The 19571-nt window shown below is 59.1% G+C and carries 20 protein-coding genes; 8 read left to right on the top strand and 12 right to left on the bottom strand.

The genetic code is table 11. The features are described 5' to 3' along the window. The first annotated feature begins 6 nt into the window (after nt 1–6). Nucleotides 7–1881 (top strand): NAD(P)-binding protein, encoded by a 1875-nt coding sequence (locus tag ACFC5L_RS04170; RefSeq protein WP_375201539.1) that lies wholly within the window; start codon nt 7–9, stop codon nt 1879–1881. Nucleotides 1882–2016: 135 nt separating this feature from the next. On the opposite strand, the gene ACFC5L_RS04175 is transcribed toward ACFC5L_RS04170, so the two are convergent. Continuing rightward, a complete protein-coding gene (locus ACFC5L_RS04175) occupies nt 2017–2853 on the bottom strand; it encodes a crotonase/enoyl-CoA hydratase family protein (protein ID WP_375201538.1) in 837 nt (278 codons plus the stop codon). 220 nt (nt 2854–3073) lie between these two features. Between ACFC5L_RS04175 and ACFC5L_RS04180 the strand changes: the two genes are divergently transcribed. Next, on the top strand, nt 3074–4222 hold the full coding sequence (locus tag ACFC5L_RS04180) for a TonB family protein (protein ID WP_375201537.1): 1149 nt from the start codon (nt 3074–3076) through the stop codon (nt 4220–4222). Between the two features lie 104 nt (nt 4223–4326). Continuing rightward, nucleotides 4327–5004: a ferritin-like domain-containing protein gene (locus tag ACFC5L_RS04185; RefSeq protein ID WP_375201536.1), complete on the top strand. Its 678-nt coding sequence runs from the start codon at nt 4327–4329 to the stop codon at nt 5002–5004. A gap of 9 nt (nt 5005–5013) precedes the next feature. On the opposite strand, the gene ACFC5L_RS04190 is transcribed toward ACFC5L_RS04185, so the two are convergent. After that, nucleotides 5014–5769, bottom strand: a complete 756-nt coding sequence (locus ACFC5L_RS04190; RefSeq protein ID WP_375201535.1) for a LytTR family DNA-binding domain-containing protein — start codon at nt 5767–5769, stop codon at nt 5014–5016. Nucleotides 5770–5954: 185 nt separating this feature from the next. Between ACFC5L_RS04190 and ACFC5L_RS04195 the strand changes: the two genes are divergently transcribed. Both ACFC5L_RS04195 and ACFC5L_RS04200 read left to right on the top strand, forming a co-directional pair. Next, complete coding sequence (locus tag ACFC5L_RS04195) at nt 5955–6419, top strand: ABA4-like family protein (RefSeq protein WP_375201534.1); 465 nt, start codon at nt 5955–5957, stop codon at nt 6417–6419. Beyond that, nucleotides 6416–7216: a hypothetical protein gene (locus ACFC5L_RS04200; RefSeq protein WP_375201533.1), complete on the top strand. Its 801-nt coding sequence runs from the start codon at nt 6416–6418 to the stop codon at nt 7214–7216. Before ACFC5L_RS04195 ends, ACFC5L_RS04200 begins: the two co-directional genes overlap by 4 nt. Nucleotides 7217–7228: 12 nt before the next feature. Here ACFC5L_RS04200 and ACFC5L_RS04205 read toward each other — a convergent pair whose 3' ends face one another. The 5 genes from ACFC5L_RS04205 to sdhC all read right to left on the bottom strand — a co-directional run bounded on the left by ACFC5L_RS04205 (nt 7229) and on the right by sdhC (nt 11682). Beyond that, complete coding sequence (locus ACFC5L_RS04205; protein ID WP_375201532.1) at nt 7229–8311, bottom strand: dipeptidase; 1083 nt, start codon at nt 8309–8311, stop codon at nt 7229–7231. A 51-nt stretch (nt 8312–8362) separates the two neighbouring features. Then, nucleotides 8363–9028: a hypothetical protein gene (locus ACFC5L_RS04210; RefSeq protein WP_375201531.1), complete on the bottom strand. Its 666-nt coding sequence runs from the start codon at nt 9026–9028 to the stop codon at nt 8363–8365. An 89-nt stretch (nt 9029–9117) separates the two neighbouring features. Then, complete coding sequence (gene sdhA / locus ACFC5L_RS04215; RefSeq protein WP_375201530.1) at nt 9118–10905, bottom strand: succinate dehydrogenase flavoprotein subunit; 1788 nt, start codon at nt 10903–10905, stop codon at nt 9118–9120. 24 nt (nt 10906–10929) lie between these two features. Beyond that, the gene (gene sdhD / locus ACFC5L_RS04220) at nt 10930–11265 is read right to left on the bottom strand and encodes a succinate dehydrogenase, hydrophobic membrane anchor protein (RefSeq protein ID WP_375201529.1); all 336 of its coding nucleotides are present in this window, start codon (nt 11263–11265) and stop codon (nt 10930–10932) included. A 3-nt stretch (nt 11266–11268) separates the two neighbouring features. Then, nucleotides 11269–11682, bottom strand: coding sequence for a succinate dehydrogenase, cytochrome b556 subunit (sdhC, locus tag ACFC5L_RS04225; RefSeq protein WP_375201528.1), 414 nt, complete (start codon nt 11680–11682; stop codon nt 11269–11271). A 178-nt stretch (nt 11683–11860) separates the two neighbouring features. Between sdhC and ACFC5L_RS04230 the strand changes: the two genes are divergently transcribed. Both ACFC5L_RS04230 and ACFC5L_RS04235 read left to right on the top strand, forming a co-directional pair. Next, nucleotides 11861–12382: a type III secretion system chaperone family protein gene (locus tag ACFC5L_RS04230; RefSeq protein WP_375201527.1), complete on the top strand. Its 522-nt coding sequence runs from the start codon at nt 11861–11863 to the stop codon at nt 12380–12382. 25 nt (nt 12383–12407) lie between these two features. Next, the gene (locus ACFC5L_RS04235; RefSeq protein WP_375201526.1) at nt 12408–14750 is read left to right on the top strand and encodes a DUF3422 family protein; all 2343 of its coding nucleotides are present in this window, start codon (nt 12408–12410) and stop codon (nt 14748–14750) included. Nucleotides 14751–14810: 60 nt separating this feature from the next. On the opposite strand, the gene ACFC5L_RS04240 is transcribed toward ACFC5L_RS04235, so the two are convergent. From ACFC5L_RS04240 to ACFC5L_RS04255, 4 genes are all read right to left on the bottom strand, one after another. Further along, nucleotides 14811–15269 carry a hypothetical protein gene (locus tag ACFC5L_RS04240; RefSeq protein WP_375201525.1) on the bottom strand — a complete coding sequence of 153 codons (459 nt, stop codon included), beginning with the start codon at nt 15267–15269 and terminating at the stop codon, nt 14811–14813. 6 nt (nt 15270–15275) lie between these two features. Further along, entirely contained in the window at nt 15276–16226 is a 951-nt protein-coding gene (locus tag ACFC5L_RS04245) for a hypothetical protein (protein WP_375201524.1), read from the bottom strand. A 110-nt stretch (nt 16227–16336) separates the two neighbouring features. Continuing rightward, nucleotides 16337–17350, bottom strand: coding sequence for a YeiH family protein (locus ACFC5L_RS04250; RefSeq protein ID WP_375201523.1), 1014 nt, complete (start codon nt 17348–17350; stop codon nt 16337–16339). 38 nt (nt 17351–17388) lie between these two features. Beyond that, nucleotides 17389–17664 carry a DUF6356 family protein gene (locus ACFC5L_RS04255; RefSeq protein ID WP_375201522.1) on the bottom strand — a complete coding sequence of 92 codons (276 nt, stop codon included), beginning with the start codon at nt 17662–17664 and terminating at the stop codon, nt 17389–17391. A gap of 123 nt (nt 17665–17787) precedes the next feature. Between ACFC5L_RS04255 and ACFC5L_RS04260 the strand changes: the two genes are divergently transcribed. Beyond that, complete coding sequence (locus ACFC5L_RS04260; RefSeq protein WP_375201521.1) at nt 17788–18246, top strand: Lrp/AsnC family transcriptional regulator; 459 nt, start codon at nt 17788–17790, stop codon at nt 18244–18246. A gap of 6 nt (nt 18247–18252) precedes the next feature. On the opposite strand, the gene ACFC5L_RS04265 is transcribed toward ACFC5L_RS04260, so the two are convergent. After that, on the bottom strand, nt 18253–19560 hold the full coding sequence (locus tag ACFC5L_RS04265) for a metal-dependent hydrolase family protein (protein WP_375201520.1): 1308 nt from the start codon (nt 19558–19560) through the stop codon (nt 18253–18255). Between the last annotated feature and the right edge of the window lie 11 nt (nt 19561–19571).

Genomic DNA, 19571 nt, shown 5'->3' on the forward strand with positions numbered 1-19571 from the left:
CCACTCATGAAACGTCTTTCATCCATCACCCGCCGCGATTTTATTGGTGGCGTCAGCCTGCCTATCGCCGCGGGGCTTGCGCCGGGGGCGCTGCTTGGCTGCGGAAGAAAATCACCGGGCGACGTTTACGCGGGACCCAATCCCCCTGCGTTGACGGGGCTGCGCGGCGCGCATGCCGGGTCTTTCGAAGTCGCTCATGCGCTCGCCTGGGAAGACAGGACATGGCCGCGGCCGGAAACGCAGACCGATGAAGATTATGATCTCGTTGTCGTTGGCGGGGGCATTTCGGGCCTCGCCGCGGCCTATTTCTGGCGTCAGCGCGCAGGCGAAAACGCACGCATTCTGATCCTCGACAATCATGATGATTTCGGCGGGCATGCTAAACGCAATGAATTCGATGTCGATGGTGAAAAACTCATCGGCTATGGCGGCAGTCAATCACTGGACGGGCCGCATTCCTGGTCGCAAGTCGCGCAAACGCTCATCAAAGACATCGGCGTCGATGTGGAGAAGTTCTACGATTATTTTGACACGGAGTTTTATGCGCGCCGGAAGATGCGGGCGGGGCTTTATCTTGACAAGACCCATTATGGCGCCGACCGGATCATGGACACGCCCTATGCGCTGTGGTCTGCGACGCCCTCAAAAGAGGCGGCGACGGCGGCCATAGGATCGTTGCCATGGCCTGAAGAGGCGAAAGTTAAGCTCACAGAATTGGCGCTGGCGCCAAAGGACTATCTTGCGGGGAAATCCGTAGCCGAGAAAATCGATCTCCTGCGCCGCATCAGCTATGAGCGGTTTTTACTGCAATATGCGGGCGCCAATAAGGATATTGCTGTTTTGCTGCGCCGTTCGATCACCGGGCTGTGGGGTGTCGGATGGGATGCGCTGTCAGCGCTGGAGGGCGCGCGTATCGGCATGCCCGGCACGGCGGGGCTTGGCGTCGAGGACGCCATCCCGTCGCCATATGAAAATGATGACCCGTATATTTTCCATTTCCCTGACGGCAACGCCAGCGTGGCGCGGCTGCTGGTGCGGGCTTTGCGTCCTGACGCGCTGCCCGGTTCAACAATGGAAGACGCAGTGACGGCGCAGGCGCGCTACGATCTTCTCGATGCGGAAAATTCACCCGTCCGTATACGTCTTAATTCAACAGCGATAGAAGCAAAGAATGCCGATGGCGGCGTTGAGGTCGCTTATGTACAGGGCGGCGACGCGTTCCGTGTGCGCGGCAAGAATGCGATCTATGCGGGTTATTTGCACATGTTGCCTTATATAGCGCCGGAAATGGGCGGGGTGCAGCGCGAAGCGGTGGAGACGCTTGAAAAAATTCCGCTGGTCTATGCGAATGTCGCCTTGCGCAACTGGCGCGCCTTTGAAAAGGCCGGCTATCATCGACTGTATTCGCCGCAAGGCTTTTTTGAGTCGATTGCGCTCGATTTTCCCGTCTCCATGGGTGGTGTCGACTTCTCCCGCTCTCCGAACGATCCGGTCATCGCCCATCTTCAGCATGTGCCGACCGAGGCCGGCTTGCCGGAACGCGAGCAGCACCGCGCCGGCCGCGCAAGGCTTTATGAAATGACGTTTGATGATTTTGAAAGCGCGATCATCGATCAGATGACCGGCATGCTTGGTCCCTTCGGCTTTGACGCGTCGCGCGACATCGCCGCGATCACCGTCAATCGCTGGCCCCATGGTTACGCCTACGAATATAACGAGCTTTACGATCCGTGGACCTGGAGCCCGGCCTATGGCCCCCATGTTGCGGCGCGCCAGCCCTTGGGCCGCTTGAGCGTCGCCAATTCCGACGCCAGCGCACTCGCTTATGTGCAGGGCGCCATCGACGCCGCCCATCGCGCGGTGGATGAGCTTTTATCATAAACACGCGTCATCCCGTGCGCTGCGCGGCATGAAATGACGCGCTGCAGGCACGGGATCTTTGGTTGATGATGGAGATCCCGGCTCTCCGCTCCGCTACAGCCGGGATGACAGTCCTCATGCAGAATGGATGTTCGCCTACAAACTTTTCTTAATCGGCTTCAATTCGTCAAAGGCGGGACCGCGCTTTTCCGATTTCGCGATATAGCTTTCCTTGATGTCGTCTGCGCGCAGCATCGCCGCGTTCCACAGTGCGATATAATCAAGCGTGTCTGCGGTTGTGTGATCGCGCGCATAATTGATCATCTGTTTGCAGCCCGTCACCGCGAGTGGTGAATGCGCCGCGATCTTTCCGGCGATCTCCATCACGCCGTCGAGGAGGGTTTCGTGGCTGTCAAAGATTTCATTGACGAGGCCGATCTCTTTCGCTTTCGCCGCGGGGATGCGCTCGGCGGTGTAAGCCATCTGCCGGGCCCAGCCTTCGGGGATGATTTTTGTAAGCCGCGGAAAAGTGCCCACATCGGCGGTCATGCCGATCGCTGTCTCCTGAACACAAAAGAATGCGTCGGCCGAGGCGTAACGGCAGTCGCAGGCGGAAACGAGGTCGACGCCGGCCCCGACCGCGCCCCCTTGCACCGCCGCGAGCACGGGCTGGCGGGCGTTTTCCAGCGCCGAAAAAGTCGCCTGCAGTGCTTTCACATGGTGGCGAAAGGCTTCGGCGACGACATGAGTGTTGTCCGGGGGCGTATCCAGCGCACCTGACATAAAGACCGATATATCCATGCCCGCCGTGAAATGCTTTCCCTCCGCAGACAGAACGATCACGCGCGCTTTCGCGGTTTCTGAAATCTCTGTCACCGCCTCGGGCAGTTCACGCCAGAACTCGGGAATAAAGGAGTTGAATTTGTCAGGACGCGAAAATCTGAGATGCGCGACGCCATCCGCAATATCGACGGAAAAACAGCTATAAGTCATGAGGCCTCGCGCTCCTTTTTTGCTGGATTCGGCGCTCCTGTTTTTCCATGATAGAGTGGTTAACGCTAGCGGCGACAGCAGCGCCCAAAAGCAAAAAACACTGGCGCCGAATATGCTTTGCGCAGGGTGCTCCGCCGTTCCGGCGGCGCGGGGTCGGCCATCTGTCTCAATCTGGCGATGGCGGAACCATGGAATGCGGGTTTAGTTGGAGTCCGGCGGCATGTCGCAGGACAAAAGTGCGGAAATCATCAAATTCAGCGGCGCTGCGGTGCCGCCGCAACAGCCTGCGCCTGTGCCGGAGGCTTTGAGCGGCGATGACGCGCCCGCCCACTCTCTGGAAGAATTGGGCGCCGGGGCTTTCCTGCGCGCCGCCCGCGAAACCGCAAAACTCACAATCGACGAGGCGAGCAGCGCCACCAAGGTGAAGGCCGAGCATCTTGAAGCGATCGAATGGATGCGCTTCGACCGGCTGCCCGCGCTCCCTTATGCAACCGGTTTCGTCAAGGCTTATGCACGCTATCTCGGCCTTGACGCCGATGCGGTCGCCGCGGCGTTCAAGGCCGAAGCGGTCGCGGCTGCGCCAGCGCCTGTCGCTGCGCCCGCCGCCGAACGCGCGCTGCCGCAAGGAGAGGGCGCGCGTCTCGGCTCGGTGTTCGCCATGCTCGCCGTGATCCTGTTTGCGCTCTGGGTCGGCTATCAGGTGCTGGGCGGCGGCCGTCAGCAGGCTGAAACTGTGGCGGAGCGTGTTGAACCGCGCCCGGCTTCCCGACCAGCGCCCCAAGCGGCCTCTCGGGCGACGCCTCGTCCAACGCCAGATGTTGAAACGCCGGCGGCTGAAACAGAAGCCGCGCCCGTCGCCACAGACTTGCCCGCGCCGGATGTTGCAGAAAGGGAGGCAGGTTCTTCCCCGGACGCCGATGCATCGCAGACGGCGGCGCCCGAAATTGCTCCCTCAACGGAGGAAGCTGCGCCGGCGTCCGAGGCGATCGGCGAGCCAGCGCCGGAAACAGAAGCGGCGCCGTCTCCGGTGATTGAAGAACCTCAGGAGCGGCCTTTGCCGCGCCGCGCCCGGCCCGCGCCGCCGCCGCGCCAGCCGGTCATTGTGCAGGCCGAGCTCTCTCGCTCGATTGCGCCCGATTATCCCAATCGCTGTACGCGCGGGGCTGATGACATGGAATCGGTCACAATGCGGTTTGACGTCAGCGCCGAAGGCCGCGCCGTCAATATGCGTGTCACTTCCTCGACCAATAGCTGTTTTGAAACCGAAGCCTTGAACACCGTTGCGCGCTGGCGTTTTACACCGCGGACCGTGGATGGCGCGCCGGCGCTTGAAAGCAGCAAAACGGCGACGCTGAATTTCAGGAAATAACCCGCCGCGCCCGGGCGTCTGGAGCGGCGGCTGGAGGCATCACAATCAGGGCATTACCTGCCCGCCATATTGACGGGACGGCGGCTCGCGCCGCATGGTGAGTCATGCTTGAGCGCGCCCAGCGCCGTTTTCTCGACATCCTCGCCTCGATCTACATTTATAATGAGCATCGGGGATATTCGAGTATTGACCGTGTCCTCCTCGCCGTGCGCGCGCGCCATTCGAGTGAGCAATGGTTTATTGACGCGGTGGAGAAACACCGCCGCGATGAGCGCAAGCACTATCTGATGTTCAAGAAGTATTTTGAAAGTCTCGGCCGGATGCCGTTCGCCGTTGACCGCTCCTGCGGTCATATTGACCGGCTGATCTTTTTAACGTTCGGTTGCAGCATTGATGAACTCGATACCGAGGCCGTCACCGCAGATGACAACCTCTTCTTCCGTCTTTGCCGCATCATTATGATCACTGAAATCCGCGGCATGAACCAGCTCGATATTCTGCTCGAAGACAAGCTGGTGACATCGGATGAACGTCTCAAGAAGATATTCGAGGTGATCCGTGTGGATGAGCCGAGCCACTGGATGCCCTATCGCGATTGGCTCGTCAAAAATCACGGTGGGGAGCCGAGATGGAACGAACGCGCCGCCGATGCGCTTGTGCACAAAAGTCTCGTTTTCTGGAAAGTGCCGTCGCTCTATCTCAATCCCGGCCTCGCCCGCCGCACTGACTGGCACGATGACGGCGAGCCCCAGGGAATTATGGGATCGCCCTCTGCGGCGTAAGGAACCCGGTCACATCAGGAATCCCGCCTCGCGCACTGTCTTGGCGAAAGAGCGGGAGACGGGCGCCGAAGCGCCTGATTTCAGGACCAGCTTTTGCCGGCCTTCCTCGCGGGCGACATCCGCCACGCCGTCGCGGGCGACCCACCAGGAGCGATGGGTCTGCAAGCCGTCGGCGCCGTCGAGCTCGCGCATGGCGTCGGAAAGGCGCATCAGGATCAGCTCCTCGCCGCGGTCGGTGTGAACGCGCAGATAATGATCCTCCGATGACACCGCATAGAGCGCGGCGCCGCGATATTTCCCGGGCAGCCTTTCGAGAAAGCCCGGGACCGGGGATTGCCCCGCCGGGGGCGCGCCCGCCGGCCCGCCGATCATGTCGAGCGCCCGGGCGGCGATATAGGAGCCGCTGATGACGAGCATGGAGACCGCAAAGGTTCGCAGATATTGCAGTGGCAGATCATTGATAGGCCACGCCCCTGTGAGGCTGGCTTCGAAGACCCCGATCACCAGCCAGACCGGGAAGGAAATGAGCGCCGCGACGGCGGCCAGCTGCAGGACGGTGTGGTGGCCGGCCAGAAGGCGGTCGAAGACAAACGGCCCCGCCAGCGCGGTTGCAAGCGTGCCGGCGAGCATGGTCGCCGTCCAGAAAATATAGCGCTGGTAAAAAGGCAGCGCATCGGAGTCGTAAACGCCGAGAAACGAGAAGAGGGCGCCAAGTCCCAGCACGCTTGCGGCGCCGAGCCAGAAATATTTGCGGATCAGCGCCATTTCTCCCCCGGATCCTCCCTGCATCTCACGCTTCGCGAGTGGTTTTTACTGCAATTGGCGAAGGATTCCAGCCGTTTCGCGTAAGGCCGATTGCGAAGGCGCGGGGGCCCATGCCCATTGGAAGGGACGCGCCGCAGGGCGATCCCTGCGGCTCCAATGGATAAGTTTTGCGAGGGAATTTCGGGATGCCTTTAGACGTCGAAACGCTGTTCTCCTGGAGCGGCAATCTGGCCATGATCGGATGGCTGTTGCTTATGTTTTCCCCAAAGCGGTGGGAATGGCTGCTGTTCGCGGCGGGGATCCTCATCCCGGCATTGCTTGGCGCGCTCTATGGCGGGCTGATGATGGCCTATTTCGCCAGGGTCGACGGGGGCGGCTATGGCTCCTTCGCAGCGGTCCGGGCGCTCTTCGCCAGCGATGAGGCGCTTCTCGCCGGCTGGATCCACTATCTCGCCTTCGATCTCGCCATCGGCGCAATGATCGCCCGGCGGGCGGACGCTTCCGGCCTCTCGCGCCTCATCCAGCTCCCGATCCTCTTTTTCACCTTCATGTTCGGACCGCTCGGCTTCCTCCTCTTCGTCCTCACGGATGGCGGCTGGCGCGCCGTCGGCGGCGTCCGGGACACCATCAAAATGGGGGCGGCGGCATGACCCGGTTTTATTATTCGGAACGCGTGTGGCTTCAGGCGGCGCTTTTGCTGCTCGCCGCCATCCCGGCGACGCTGGTCGCGCGCGAGCTCGACGCACGCACGATCAACGACATCAATGTCTGGATCAAGCCGCTGAAATTTTACACATCGACGGCGCTGCATCTTGTCACCATGGCCGTGCTGGTCTGGTTTTTATCGGACAAGGCCCGGTCCGCGCGGTGGCTCAGCGTCATGGCGGGCGTCTCCGCCTTTGCCGCGGTGGTGGAAATCGCCGTCATCGCCGCCCAGGCGGGCCGGGGCGTCGCCTCTCATTTCAACTACTCCACCCAACTGGATACGCTCATCTATTCCTTCATGGGGGTCGGCGTCCTGGTGGTCACGATCCCGGCGCTGGTGATCGGCGTCTGGTTTTTAAGGACGCCCGTGACAGAAAAGCTGACGCCGGGCCTGAAGCTCGGCGCCGGTCTCGGCCTGACGCTCGGCTTTCTCCTGACGCTGGTGATCGCCGGCTATATGTCGGCCCAGCCCGGCGGCCACTGGGTCGGGGGCCCGCGCACGGATCTCGGCGGCGTTCCCCTTGTGGGCTGGTCGCGCGAAGGCGGGGACTTACGCGTACCGCATTTTTTCGCGACGCATCTGATGCAGGCGCTGCCGCTGGTTGGTTATGCGGCGGATAAAATCTTCAGGTTAGATGCAAAGACCGCCAAGCGCGCCGTCTGGATCGCGGCGGGGGTCGGTCTGGCCGTGGCGGTTGGGACATTCGTTCAGGCGCTGAATGGGCAGCCGGTTATTGGTTAGACGCCAAAGCCCTCAGTTGCCGAAGACGTCCCTGAACAGGCGTAGCCAGTTTTCGCCGAGAAGCCGCTCCATATCGCGCGTCTTCCAGCCGCGCCGGTCAAGAACGGCGACGAGATTGCGGAAGCGTTCCGGCGGGTCGAGTTCAGGGATGTAAGGCGGCCACTGAACGTCATAGCTCGGTTTGAAAATTGTGAGGCGCGGTTCGTACCATTCTTCTTTAGTGATCCATGATTTCAGGCCGCGTATGGGAAAGTCCGTCGATAGAGCCACATGCTCAATGCCGATCAGATTGACCGCGTGATCGATGTGGTCGGCATAGGTTTCAATCGTCGTGTCGGTTCCGGGATTTTTGCCGATGAAATATCCGAGCGCCGCGACGCCGAAAACACCGCCTTTGTCGGCGAGCGCCTTGATCTGATCGTCGGTTTTGGCGCGTGGATGGCCGGGCCGGAATTTTTCCACCATGGAATGCGTGATGGCGACGGGTTTTTCGGAGAGCGCAATGCCGTCGCGCGTTGTCTCATCGCCGCAATGGGAAAGATCGACAAGAACGCCGAGCTTGTTCATGCGTTCAACGACTTCGACGCCGAAATCGGAGAGCCCGGCATTGGTGCGTTCAAGACAACCATCGCCAATGAGGTTGCGATTGTTATAGGTAAGCTGAAAGCAGCGCATGCCAAGAGTGTGAAGCGCGTCGACATTGTCAGCATCGCCTTCCAGCATGGTCGCGTTCTGGAAGTTCATCATCACGGCGAGCTTGCCTTCGCGCTTGGCGCGGCCGAAGTCGCGGGCGTCAAGCGCGATCAGATAGCGTTCGGGAAAGTCCTCCACGCGCCTTTTCCAGGTCAGGAGTTCGTCAATGGCGGTCTGAAGATCGCGGCGATTGAGGCTGGTGATGATGCCTGTGTAGCCGGACTTTTGAACCGCCTCATATTCAACCTCATCCCATTCATGGGCGAAGGAGAGCGCGTCGATAACGATGGATTTGTTATAGAGCCTGTTCAGCCGGTCATTGGCCGATGCGGCGCCGGCGCCTGCGAAAGACATGGCTGCGCCTGCGCCCAAACTGATGGCGTCTCGTCTTGTGTATGTCATGAAAAAGCCCCTCCGATTTTACGGAGAGGCTAACAATCAACGCGCTCGACGTCACCAATCCAATTCTATCGAGTCGATAATTTTCGAAGTGGTGTCTTTAAATTCGTCTGCGCCGTAAGATTCAATGAAGGAAACTACATAATCGCCATGTCGCGCTGCATAATAGGTTTGTTTGACGCTGGCTCCGTTAAAGCTCATCGTCAGGTCCAGAACATCGAAGGTGACGCCTCCAATGGTGCGCTGTCGGTATTCATCGGCGAATTCATAATGCAAATTTGATTGCGCCATAAGTTTTTTGGCATGATAGAAATAGTCTTCTCCGTTCTTCACGCCGGGCATGAAGTTCATATTCTCCGCCATGCCCACGATGCTCGGATTAAGCGGCACAGGGGCTCCGATTTCGTGCATGAAGAACATAAACAGTGGAAAAGTGCGCTTTGTAGATGCATCCAGCGCTGTCATCATGTCGTCATTGCCTCCGGCGACGACATCTTTGCCGACGCCCAAGAGCAGATCGAGTTGTTCCGGGGTTGCTGCGTGCCAGGCATCTGGCTTTTTTACGCGTACGCCAAAATAGTCATTGATGAAAACATTTGCCTCGGTTTCTTCCGTGGCAAAAGACTTAACGTCGGCCTCTTTGTCGCCGCCGCTGCATGACAATGTAAAAAGAGCCAGACACGCACAGACTGCTTTGTATCGTATGAAAAACTTGAACAAAACCGCACCCCTAAACCTAATTAGATTAGTTTAGGGAAAATTATGTTCTGTGCAAAGCTTAAGTATTTCAGGAAAGCAAAGAGCCTACCTCAATAAACCCGCTTTTTCGGTTCGATATAGCTGATCTCATCCGTCAGGGTGAAATCATGCACGGGGCGATAATCGAGGGTCGCCTTGCCGTTGGAGAACCAGGCGGCGGTGTGCTTCATCCAGTTGGCGTCGTCGCGGTCGGGGAAGTCTTCGCGCGCATGCGCGCCGCGGCTTTCTTTCCGGTTCGCGGCGCCTTCCATGGTGACGACGGCCTGACCGATCATATTGTCGAACTCCAGCGTTTCGACGAGGTCGGTGTTCCAGACGAGGGTGCGGTCGGTGACGCCGATATTCGGCATGGCGTCGTGGACTTCCTTGATTTTCTCGCGGCCTTCTTCGAGCACCTCGCCGGTGCGGAAGACGGCGCAGTTGTTCTGCATTACCGACTGCATGCGCGCGCGCAAGGCGGCGGTGGGCGTGTCGCCCTTGGCGTGGCGGAATTTGTCGAGACGCGCGAGCGCGTCGTCGGTGGCGCGCTTCGGCAGGTCCGGATTGGCGCCGCCTGACTTCACAACCTCGCCGCAGCGAAGACCCGCCGCACGACCGAACACTACAAGGTCAATGAGCGAGTTGGAGCCGAGGCGGTTGGCGCCGTGCACGGAAACGCAGGCCGCTTCCCCGATCGCCATCAGGCCGGGAACGATCGCGTCAGCGTCGTCGCCGCGCTTGGTGATGACTTCGCCGTGATAATTGGTCGGAATGCCGCCCATATTATAATGCACAGTCGGGAGCACCGGGATCGGCTCCTTGGTGACGTCGACGCCGGCGAAAATCTTGGCGCTTTCCGAAATGCCCGGCAGGCGTTCATGCAGAACCTTCGGGTCGAGATGATTGAGGTTCAGATGGATGTGGTCCTTGTTCGGCCCGACGCCGCGGCCCTCGCGAATCTCAATCGTCATCGACCGCGAAACGACATCGCGCGAGGCGAGGTCTTTGGCGCTCGGTGCATAACGCTCCATGAAGCGCTCGCCTTCGGAATTGGTGAGATAGCCGCCTTCGCCGCGCGAGCCTTCGGTGATGAGAACGCCCGCGCCGTAAATGCCCGTCGGGTGGAATTGCACGAACTCCATGTCCTGGAGGGGAAGCCCCGCACGCAGGACCATGGCGTTGCCGTCGCCGGTGCAGGTGTGGGCCGAGGTGCAGGAGAAATAGACGCGGCCGTAACCGCCCGTGGCGAGGATCACCATCTTCGCGGAGAAGCGGTGGATAATCCCGGTGTCGAGCTCCCATGAAATGACGCCGCGGCATTCGCCTTCGTCAGACATGATGAGGTCGAGGGCGAAATGCTCGATGAAGAATTTCGCGTTCTGTTTCACCGACTGGCCGTAAAGCGTGTGCAGGATCGCGTGGCCGGTGCGGTCGGCGGCGGCGCAGGTGCGCTGGACCTGGCCTTCGCCGTAATTCTTGGTCATGCCGCCAAAGGCGCGCTGATAAATCTTGCCTTCTTCGGTGCGCGAGAAGGGAACGCCCCAGTGTTCCAGCTCGTAAACGGCGGCCGGCGCGTTCTTGCAGAGATATTCGATGGCGTCCTGATCGCCGAGCCAGTCCGATCCCTTGACGGTGTCGTACATGTGCCAGCGCCAGTCGTCTTCCGACATGTTGCCGAGGGCCGCCGAGATGCCGCCCTGCGCCGCGACGGTGTGAGAGCGCGTCGGGAACACTTTGGTCACGCAGGCCGTCTTCAACCCCGCCTGCGCCGCGCCAAGCGTCGCGCGAAGCCCTGCGCCGCCGGCGCCGACGACAACAACATCATATTCGTGATCGACAATCTCGTAACTCGAAGTCATTCGTGAAGTCCTGAGTGGGAAGCGTCAGCCTGTAAATGCAATGGTGTAAAGCGCCCAGAGCGCGCCGGCGATAACGCTCAGCGCAACGAGCCAGTTGATAATGGAAAGAACGCCTTTGAGGCCGCCATGGATGTAGTCGGCGATGATCTCCGCCATGCCGATGCGCATATGCAGGGCGCCAATAGTGATGAACGCTGCGAGCAGCACTGCGTTCCACCACTGCCCGGCCCATTCGCGGGCGACCATATAATTTGCGCCGAGATGAGAGACGACGCCGATCAGAAACCAGATCCCGAGCGGGATCAGGAGCGCCGCGGTGGCGCGCTGAATAATGAAGGTCGAAGTGCCTTTATGCGCCATGATTTAAGACCTCCAGCCCAGTTGGCCCACATAAAGGATGATCACAGCGAGGATCAACGATCCGATATATATCGCCCAGGCGGTTTTGGTCGCCGTCTTCGGCGCGAGGCCGCGCCCGGAATCCCAATAAAGATGGCGAAGGCCGTTCAGCAGGTGAAAGCAAAGCGCCCATACATAACCGGCGACAATGATGATCCCGAAGGGGGAAACGATAAAGCCCGAGACTGCTGGAAATAGCGACGGGCTGAAGGCAAGGGCGTAGGCCCACACGCCCAGCAACAAGGAGCCGCCATAAAGGACAATGCCGGTCCCGCGATGGGTGATGGAAGCCGCCATGGTGACGGTGAACCGCCAAATCTGGAGATGCGGCGAGACGGGCCGCCTCGGTTGTGAAGAGGCTTGCGCGCTGGTGCTCATGAAAACCCCGGAAAGTCAGGCCCAAACTCAGGCGTTGAGAAGTGAGGCGAACATAGGCCGCCTCTTTCCCAAGTCAACGCGTCAGATTTGTTTTGAACAGGCCAAGCCATTGCCAAGGCAGGTCCTTTTCGGTCATGCTGGCTGGTGTGGGACAGGTAACGATCGCGTGGGGTGGGGCATGAAGCACTTTCTGAAGAGCGCAGCGTTTGGGGCGGCTTTTACGATAGCGCTGTGCGGCGGCGCCGGCGCCCAGACTGGCTCCGGGACCTTGAGCGGCGTGACGGCGGACCAGCTGGAAAGCGTCCTCGCCGACGCCGGGCTCAATCCCGACATGCTGGCTGACAGCGCCACCGGCGCGCCTGTCGCGCAGGGCAAGGCCGGCCAGTTCGGCTTTTATGTGCGCGCGCTTTCCTGTTCCGGGGCCCCTAAGGCCTGCGAAACCCTCGTCTTTTTCGCCAATTTCAAGCTTGGCCGCGATGTCGCGCCCGGCGACTACCGCATTGTCAACAGCTTCAATGACAGCCAGGTCTTTGGCCGCGCCTATGTGCTCGAAGGCACGGGCGAGGTCGGCGTCGATTACGTCATCGAATTGAATGGCGGCGTCACCGAGGAACATTTATCGCAGAACATCGCCCGCTGGGCCGATGTGATTTCGGCTTTCGTCTCGAAATTTCAGGATGGCGAGGGGGCGGTAAGCTGATCATTCAGCTTGGCGTGTGTCGTCCATGAGCACGTTTCAAGATAAATCATTTCCTGACCGCGCCGCGATCGCTGAGGCGATACATCGGCGATACCCGCTCGAAAGCGGCTCTCTCGCCCGCGCGATGAAGTTCGTGGTCAGCTATCCATCGCTGAAAGATCGTTTTCGCCATGCCTTGGCTCAGGACAAAGACCTGGTCACCGCCCTTTTTGATGCGTCCTATCTACAGGAAAACAAATTCCCGCCTGCACGCGAGGTCATACGCAAAGCCATCGAGGAGCTGGGGTTGGCGACGCTCGATTACGAAGCGCCGGACAATCGCCAGGAGGAGAATCAAGAGCGATACAAGAAAATCCGGGAACGTTGTTTTGCTGCGTTCAGGACTGCGAGCTTAAGCAAGTCCAGTCTTTACCGACAAGCGGCCAAGCGAAAGATCGACGCTTTCGCAGGAGACCTGAAGGGTGACTCATTGCAGGGACACCGCTTTGAAGATGACAGCGACGATTTTAATCCGGACAGCAATGGCAGCTTTTCCGGATCGCTGACGGCGCGGATTGACCAGTGTCATCGAATGCGGCTTCGCTGGCAGGGGCACACTCACAATCATTCCGTTATGCTGGTTGAGGACGTCGATGCGTCGGGCCGGCAAATTTTAGAAAAATTTCGCGCTGAGTCGTCTGAGGATGAAACCTTGGACGGCATGACGATAGGGCAGATTCGCAAATTCGCCAGTATGCGGTTCGACGCTTTAACCTCTCTTTCTGAGTTTTATAAGGAAACAGAGCAAACGGAAGGCTTGTGCGATTGTGCTTCACCGCTCAATTGCATGATGAAGGATCTGGACATTTGCCGTCGCGGCGGAAAAGACGGCGACACCCGCAAAGAAATCATCGACTACTTTACGCCCGACGTCAGGACAAAGCCGGCAATGGGCGTCTTGAATGTTGCTTCATACTGGATCATGCCAATCGGCATCTTTCTCAATGAAAATATCAATCTGGATAATGTTAAAGACGAAAAAACTTGCGGCGAAGGTTTTGACAGCGTCAGCAAGATTAAAAGCGACCTGAAGGAATTGCTTCGGAAAACACATCCCAAACCAAAGCAACTTGAGGATAAAAATTTTTCAATTTCCGAGATTGAGTTGATGTCATCCTCGGTCCAGCGTTTGGCTATTAGAGTGTCGCGCGACGAGCTCGGTCCGGAAGCGCACGGTGATTACCACTTTTCTTTTAATTCTACAGAGAGTGCGCCAACAGATATTGCCGCAGACGGAATGCTCGGTGAAAAAACGCTGCGCTTCATCGTGAAGATCATGCAGCAGTGGTTTCAATATGCGCCAGCTGATGGTCCGCAGGAGCCATTGCCTCGGGAAGATTTCGTACTCAGCTTTTTAAGTCACGGTCGCGCGCTGCTCATTTCTGACCTGCGTCCGGAACGATTGCTGAAGTCGAAGAATAAATATGTCGACTACGCCACGCGCACGGTGATTCTCGATCTTGGCATGCACAAGGAAGAGCGTGGCCGGATGCTGCAGCGTCTGATGGATATAGCGACATTTCGGCATCTTGGTTTGCGCGGATACCCTTATGTGAATGAGGCGACTCACGCTTTGAATCACTTGGGCGCCGCATTGAACAAATATGGCGATGCCGCAAATGATTCCAATGCCGATGATGACGCGATACCAAGGCTGCGCGAACGGCTGAAGGCGTTTAAGCAGAAAAACAACCCGTCGGAATTGACGAAAGAGCGGAATGATATCGAGCGTGATATCGATTTGATCCTGACGGCGCTCGAAGCGAAATTCGCCCGCATTTTGCGCATTTCAGACGCTCTTGATCTGCTCAACTTGTTCTTCACATACGGCGTCAGCGGAAAAGCCAACTCAACGGCAGGCTATTCACGCCATATCCGGGAAAACCTGGCGATGCTGCGTGAGTCGCGTGCGCCGGGCTATCAGACGCTTGCCGGTTATCTTGACCGGTACTTCGCCTGCGCTCATGAAATCGAAACATTACGAACGCGGTACCAGACCTTGCGTGAACGCGCCAATGAGGCCGCCGATCTGATCCGTACCCGTCTTGATCAGATGCTGGCGATTCAGCTCAACTTTGAGGCCGCGACGCAGGGTGAGACAATGGATGCGACGAGGCAAACGGCGAGACGGTCAATGTGGATTGGCTTTGCCGCCGCCGGCGCCGGCTTTGTTGCTGCGCTGGTGGCCGTCTACTCAATTATCTCAAACTCGCGAGCAACGAACCAGCTCATCGAACGTGTTGATCAAATTGTCGAGACCCTGTCGGGTCCTGATTTGCCCGCGGCTTCTGTTATTGAAGGTGATAGCGCCTCTGAAGACACGGAATAGGTTGAGAAGGGCGAACGACATTCATGTTGCCAGGGCGGTGAATGAAAATTCGCGCCTTCGTCAGCGAATATAAGGCCCGCAGCTGTCGCCATCCGCCTCGACAGTCATCAGCGAAGCGCCGCCGGGTTTGAAAAACCGGATACGCATTTTGAAATTCGTTTCCGTCAGCAAGTCACGCTCGGTCAGGGTGCAGGCTGTCTTGAGAATGAGGTTGCGCGCTTTTTCGAGTTCGCTTGTGGGGATATACCCGTTATTCGCGCCTTTCATCTGGACGGAGATGCTGACGAGATCCCGTTCGGCGTCCACATAAGTGTCGGAAATGTCCGACGAGCCGCCTTTGGTCAGATTAAAGCCGCGCGAAAAATTTTTCGCCTTGCGTTCGAGATATTTCTGTTTGTCCTCAATCGAGGCGGTGGCGTAGTCGAAGGGTTCGCCTTTGAAGGGGTTCACAGCGGCGGTGGCCACAAAGCCACCGATCGCCGCGACGGCGCCGATAAATATTTTCGGTGCGTCGGTCATCGGTGATCAGGCCGCGCGATCGATCAGCGCTTTCAGGCCCTCGGGGAGTTCTTTTTCAAGTTCGCGCAGGCGCTCAATCAGGCGGCGTTCATTGACGTCGAAACCGCCATCCTTGCCAATGCGGCTTGCCAGCCAGTCGGCTTCGGCTTTGGTGACTTTCTCCGCCATGGCGATGTCTGCCTCACGCTGTTCATTATGAGCGGCTGTGACGCTTTCCGTCGGTTTGAAGCCTGACAGGCCGCCAGCGATCATCTTTTTGAAGAAGCCGCCGACATTGACGGACTGGTCTTTCGCCCAGGCGTTGCGGCGGAAGGCTTCCTCGCGGCTCGGCGCCGTATAGCCGAGATGCGCCATCAGGTGATTGACGACGCCTTGCACGAAAAGCTCCGTCCACGCCGTATTGTTGCGCGCATTATCCGTTGCGTCATTGATGTCGAATAAAAGTTCAGCCTCACGGCGGGTGACGGCGACATTGCCATCGCCGCCGGCTGCGAAAAGATAGCGGCGGATCATGACCGCGTCTTGCTTGGAGACGATTGGGCCGTCCTGTTTGTCGAGGATCATCGCCTTGATTTGCGCGCCGACAAATTCCGCCATATCCGGCGGCGTCTGGTCCGCGGTTTCCATCAGCTTGACCATCAGCGCAATTTCAAGCGCGTTGGCGTGACCGTTGCGGATGACGCGCGCTTTAAGCGACTGGAATTCTTCCGGCGTCAGGTAGCCGTGAGGCTCTTCTTCGCGAAGATAGAAATCCGCCGCGGCTTCGGCGAAGAACTGGAACCATTCGGCGTCGCCGTCCTGGGCGCGGTCGCCAAGGTCAAACAGCGCGTCAAGCTCGGCCGGTTCAACGACGCCATTGGCGAACACCTTGCGGCGCAGGAATAAAACTTCGTCTGCAGAGACAAAACCGTCTGCGCCGATGGCGGCGATGCGGGTTTGAAGCGGCTGGTCCGTCATGGCGGGCTCCCCAGGGTGGTTCAGATGTCTGGAAAGCTCGCCGATTGAAGTTAAAATCAGGGAAAAACGGCCATGAAGATTGGCGGTTTAAGGCTGCGTTAACCGTAATTTCAGTGCGGCAGAACGCCTTTGCCGAAGGCGACGGCGAGGCCCACGAAAATCGCCAGCCAGGCGGTCTGGAGCGCAAGCGCCGCGACCGGTTTCGGTCCCACTTCAAAAAGGTCCTTGAGCGAGGTTTTTACGCCCAGCGCCGAGACGGCGACCACAAGAGCGAAGCGTGAGGCGCCGGCGAGGGCCGCCCGCGCGTCCTGAGGGACAAGGCCAAAGCTGTTCGCCGCCATCAGCGCTGCAAAGCCAAAAAGAAATATCGGAAAGGCGCGGCCGGTCGCTTCCGCACCTGCATGGCGTGAAAAGATCATCGCGATGATGAACACCGCCGGCGCGAGCAGGGTGACGCGCATGAGTTTCACGACAGCGGCGACGGCGCCCGCGTCATCGGAAACGATATAGCCGGCGCCGATCACCTGGGCGACGTCATGGATAGTGGCGCCGAGAAAGACGCCCGACTGCATCTCGGTGAAGGCCAACAGATGCGTGAGAGAGGGGTATGTCACCATGGCGACGGTGGAGAGCGTCGTAACGCCGACGACGGTCAAAATGAGGTTGCGCTCGCTCTCTTTGGTTTGCGGCAAGACTGATGCAATCGCCATGGCCGCAGACGCGCCGCAGATCGCGACAGCGCCGGCGGAAAGCGTCGAATGGGGCGCTGAAAGTCCTGCGCCGCGGCCGATGACAAAGCCGACGGCGATGGTCGTCGTGACGGCGGCGATCACAAGAAGCGCCGTCGCCCAGCCAAGTTCTGCGATCTCTGAAAAGGTCACCGAGGCGCCGAGCAGAATGACGCCGAGCTGCAGGATGCGCTTTGAAGCGAACTGCACGCCGGGTTTCGTTTTCGGGTCGTCATTCATGAAGTTGAAGGCGATGCCGAAAAGGATCGCATAAAGCATCACCGGCCCGCCATAGCGCGAAGAGATGAAAAGCGAGGCGAGCGCCACCGTTACGGCGAGAAGAACGCCGGGCGTCAGAATTTTCGCCTGATCGGCGAGGCGGCTGATTTGGGTCACGAGAGGCCTAGAGTGGTCCGGGGCTTTCAGAGTGGAGCCTACTCCGCGGCGTGCAGCGATTGCTTCTCTTGAGCAAGGGCCGGCATGGCCGTGTCGGCGGTTTTGCGACGATCGCGATGGGTCACCATGCGGGTGTGCAGCTCTTCGATGCAGGTGCGCCCGGTCCGCGTGAACAGGAACGGAAAAATTCCATGCAGGAGACAGGCGATCCCGGAAACCACCATTTTCGCGCCAAAGCCGAAGGCCATGCCCATATGCTGGAAATAGCTCTCTCCGACGCTGGCCGGATGTTCGGTGAAGGCGCGTTTGATCATGGCGGTCCAAATCCCCTTTGATAACGTTCAGCCTAAGCGAGAAGGGGAGGAAAATTATCCTATAAAGAATGGTAGAAAAACTAATGATTGCGAGTTTTTTCTAATTATTGTACCCATATTAGAATGGATCCTACAGATAAAGCCATTTTGGCGGTGCTTCAGCGCGATTCAGCCACGCCTGTTAGTGAAATCGCCGAATCGGTGGGGCTGTCGGCGACGCCCTGCTGGCGGCGGATCAAGAAGCTGGAGGAGGAAGGTGTTATCCAGCGGCGGGTGGCGCTTGCCGATCCGGCGGCGCTCAATCTTTCCCTGACAGCGATTATTTCCGTGAAGACCGCCCAGCATAGCGAGGCCTGGCTGAAACGGTTTGCGGACGTCGTGCGGCGCATCCCCGAGATCGTCGAGGTGCACCGGATGAGCGGCGAGGTCGATTACATGATGAAAGTCGTCGTGCCCGACATGGCGCATTACGACCGGGTTTATAAACGCCTCATCGCCGCCGCTGAGTTTTCCGACTTCACCTCCACTTTTTCCATGGAGGTTTTGAAACAGACGACAGAGCTGCCGCTCGATTATGCGTAGGGCCGCTTAGTTCGTTTTGTAAGCGACGCCTTGCTTCATCACGAAGTCGATGTCTTCAAGCTCGGTGATGTCTTCTAACGGATCGCCCTCGACAGCGACGAGGTCGCCATATTTACCCGGCGCGATGGATCCGAGCATGTCCGACTTGCCAAGATTGTCGGCGCCGGCGACGGTTGCCGCATGGATCGCTTCCATCGGCGTCATGCCGGCCTGAACCAGCAGCGCAAACTCCCGGGCGTTCTCGCCATGTTTCGAAACGCCGGTGTCCGTGCCGAAGGCGATTTTGACGCCGCCGTCATGGGCGCGTCTCGCCATGTCGAGCATCTTCGGGCCAACCTCGGCGGCCTTCGCCCGCTGCGGCGGCAACAGGAAGGATGTCGGGTCGGCCGCCCATTCCGCGACAGTGACTCCGGCGAGGATGGTCGGCACCAGATAAGCGTTATTGCGTTTGAAAAGGCGAATCGATTCAGCGTCGAGATAAGTGCCGTGTTCGATCGAATCGACGCCGGCGCGCAAGGCGGCGTTGATGCCGTTGACGCCATGGGCGTGCGCTGTGACCTTGCGGCCCATGGCGTGCGCGGACTCCATGATGGCTTTCAACTCATCGTCGAAGAATTGCTGCTCAAGCCCGGCGGCCGTGTTGGACAAGACGCCCGCGGTCGCTGTCAGCTTGATGTGATCGGCGCCGCGGCGCACTTCCTCGCGCACCGCCTTGCGGCATTCGCTGACGCCGTCGCAGACGCCTTTTGAATGGAGGACGTCTGCAATTTCATCCGCATAGCCTTGCGTGCCGTCGCCATGGCCGCCAGTGACGGAAATCGTTGCGCCGGAGGCGTAAATGCGCGGGCCGGCGACGTCGCCGCGGGCGATCCCGTCGCGCAGCGCGAAGATGGCGTCACCCGATCCGGCGCCCACATCGCGCACGGTTGTAAAGCCCGCCATCAGCGTTTTCTTTGCGAAGCCCGCGCCGGCGATCGCGTTGTCGGCGTCCGACATTTCCACGCGTTGCAGCCGCGCCCGCGGATTGTTCTCGCTGAGAATATGCACATGGCCGTCGATCAGGCCCGGCAACACGAACATGTTCTTGAGGTCGTGGACCGCAACGGTGTCATCGCTGTTGGCGCCAATGGCGTCGGCGGTGAGAAAGCCGCCTGCGACGCGTTCCACAACGCCGTCCTTAATGATGACGGTCTGGTTTTGCGTCACCGCGCCGCCGGGAACGGCGAGCAATCGCCCGGCGTGAATGACGGCATAGTCCGCGGCCTCTGCGGTGACCGGCAAAAGGGCGAGGGCGAAAGGCAGCAATCGTTTCATCTGGAATTCCT

It is taken from the genome of Hyphococcus sp. (genome assembly GCF_041986965.1).
Classification (GTDB): domain Bacteria; phylum Pseudomonadota; class Alphaproteobacteria; order Caulobacterales; family Parvularculaceae; genus Hyphococcus.

What these genes read in the sequence shown, in the direction of transcription:
- ACFC5L_RS04170 (WP_375201539.1), top strand. Translation starts at nt 7, where the DNA reads ATGAAACGTCTTTCATCCATCACCCGCCGCGATTTTATTGGTGGCGTC.
- ACFC5L_RS04175 (WP_375201538.1), bottom strand. Translation starts at nt 2,853, where the DNA reads ATGACTTATAGCTGTTTTTCCGTCGATATTGCGGATGGCGTCGCGCAT.
- ACFC5L_RS04180 (WP_375201537.1), top strand. Translation starts at nt 3,074, where the DNA reads ATGTCGCAGGACAAAAGTGCGGAAATCATCAAATTCAGCGGCGCTGCG.
- ACFC5L_RS04185 (WP_375201536.1), top strand. Translation starts at nt 4,327, where the DNA reads ATGCTTGAGCGCGCCCAGCGCCGTTTTCTCGACATCCTCGCCTCGATC.
- ACFC5L_RS04190 (WP_375201535.1), bottom strand. Translation starts at nt 5,769, where the DNA reads ATGGCGCTGATCCGCAAATATTTCTGGCTCGGCGCCGCAAGCGTGCTG.
- ACFC5L_RS04195 (WP_375201534.1), top strand. Translation starts at nt 5,955, where the DNA reads ATGCCTTTAGACGTCGAAACGCTGTTCTCCTGGAGCGGCAATCTGGCC.
- ACFC5L_RS04200 (WP_375201533.1), top strand. Translation starts at nt 6,416, where the DNA reads ATGACCCGGTTTTATTATTCGGAACGCGTGTGGCTTCAGGCGGCGCTT.
- ACFC5L_RS04205 (WP_375201532.1), bottom strand. Translation starts at nt 8,311, where the DNA reads ATGACATACACAAGACGAGACGCCATCAGTTTGGGCGCAGGCGCAGCC.
- sdhA (WP_375201530.1), bottom strand. Translation starts at nt 10,905, where the DNA reads ATGACTTCGAGTTACGAGATTGTCGATCACGAATATGATGTTGTTGTC.
- sdhD (WP_375201529.1), bottom strand. Translation starts at nt 11,265, where the DNA reads ATGGCGCATAAAGGCACTTCGACCTTCATTATTCAGCGCGCCACCGCG.
- sdhC (WP_375201528.1), bottom strand. Translation starts at nt 11,682, where the DNA reads ATGAGCACCAGCGCGCAAGCCTCTTCACAACCGAGGCGGCCCGTCTCG.
- ACFC5L_RS04230 (WP_375201527.1), top strand. Translation starts at nt 11,861, where the DNA reads ATGAAGCACTTTCTGAAGAGCGCAGCGTTTGGGGCGGCTTTTACGATA.
- ACFC5L_RS04235 (WP_375201526.1), top strand. Translation starts at nt 12,408, where the DNA reads ATGAGCACGTTTCAAGATAAATCATTTCCTGACCGCGCCGCGATCGCT.
- ACFC5L_RS04240 (WP_375201525.1), bottom strand. Translation starts at nt 15,269, where the DNA reads ATGACCGACGCACCGAAAATATTTATCGGCGCCGTCGCGGCGATCGGT.
- ACFC5L_RS04245 (WP_375201524.1), bottom strand. Translation starts at nt 16,226, where the DNA reads ATGACGGACCAGCCGCTTCAAACCCGCATCGCCGCCATCGGCGCAGAC.
- ACFC5L_RS04255 (WP_375201522.1), bottom strand. Translation starts at nt 17,664, where the DNA reads ATGATCAAACGCGCCTTCACCGAACATCCGGCCAGCGTCGGAGAGAGC.
- ACFC5L_RS04260 (WP_375201521.1), top strand. Translation starts at nt 17,788, where the DNA reads ATGGATCCTACAGATAAAGCCATTTTGGCGGTGCTTCAGCGCGATTCA.
- ACFC5L_RS04265 (WP_375201520.1), bottom strand. Translation starts at nt 19,560, where the DNA reads ATGAAACGATTGCTGCCTTTCGCCCTCGCCCTTTTGCCGGTCACCGCA.